Origin of the sequence: Aeromonas popoffii, assembly GCF_000820025.1 — a bacterium.
GTDB lineage: Bacteria > Pseudomonadota > Gammaproteobacteria > Enterobacterales > Aeromonadaceae > Aeromonas > Aeromonas popoffii.
Genome location: NZ_CDBI01000089.1, coordinates 1 through 1,223, shown reverse-complemented (window position 1 = coordinate 1,223; position 1,223 = coordinate 1). Strand labels below are relative to the sequence as shown.

At 52.2% G+C, this 1,223-nt stretch carries 1 protein-coding gene; it reads left to right on the top strand.

Translation table 11 applies throughout. The annotated features are described in order from the left end of the window. Positions 1 to 94: 94 nt before the first annotated feature. The coding region (locus BN1129_RS18855; protein ID WP_042038628.1) for an ISAs1-like element ISKpn31 family transposase at positions 95 to 1,223 on the top strand (1,129 nt) is incomplete at its 3' end.

Here is a 1,223-nt window from a genome sequence, read left to right as displayed (position 1 = left end):
CAGGGCAAGATCGCGAACGTTTTTTGACCAAGAAAAACAGGTTTGACCCTGCGATCCAGCTGTGATCTTATGCTCCTTTTTCAGGAGTGCCTTCATGTCTATTGATGCTGTTTTTGCTCAGTTTTTCGATGATATTCCCGACCCTCGCCAGCATGCCAAGATTTATTATCCTTTCTACGATGTCCTGTTTCTCACCGTCTGCGCAGTGATCGGTGGCGCAGACGGGTGGGAAGATATTGAAGATTTCGGTGAGGTTCATCTTCCTTGGTTTCAATCCAAGGGGCTGTTTAAAAATGGTATTCCTGTCCATGACACCATCGCCAGGATCATCTCCGGTATCAAACCAGAGCCGTTTCAGGCCGCGTTCGTACGTTGGACTCAAGCCATCAACCAGCACACCGAAGGCGCCTTGGTCGCTATCGATGGCAAAACCCTGCGCAGTTCCTATAACCGTGAAGATCGAACGTCGACCATTCACATGGTAAGCGCCTATGCCGCCGCTAATAAACTGGTGCTCGGACAGATAAAAACCGACGCCAAGTCCAATGAAATCACCGCCATTCCCGACTTGTTGGCGTTGCTCGACATCAAAGGCTGCCTGGTATCCATCGATGCGATGGGGTGCCAAACCGAGATCGCCGAGACCATCCTCCAGCAAAGTGGCGATTACTTGTTAGCCGTCAAAGGCAACCAGCCCAAGTTGTTCGAGGCGGTCCGGCAAGCCCTGGCCCCGCTGGCGGCTACCCCATTATGCGCAGCAACGATGACTCTTGATAAGGCTCATGGGCGCATCGATGGTCGTGAGTACCATATCATGGCGGCGGGTGAGTTAGCCGCCCAGTTTCCTCATTGGGAACAGTTGCGCAGTATTGGCGTGGCCATCTCTTATCGCATTGAAAAAAGGGAAAAAATCACTATTGAACAGCGTTATTACATCAGTTCCAAAGCACTGACGCGGGATGAGTTTGCACGATCGGTGCGTGGGCACTGGGCCATCGAAAATAGCCTGCACTGGGTGCTGGACGTCACGATGGGCGAGGACGATTGCCCAATTTATCGCGGTGATGCCGCAGAGATCCTTGCGTGCATCCGGCACATGGGGCTGAACATGCTCAGGGCTGAAACTTCACGCAAAGCGAGCATCAGACGGAAGCAAAAGATTGCAGGAATGAGCAGTGAATACCTGGAAAAGGTACTCAATGCTGGCCTCAACAAATTGGGTG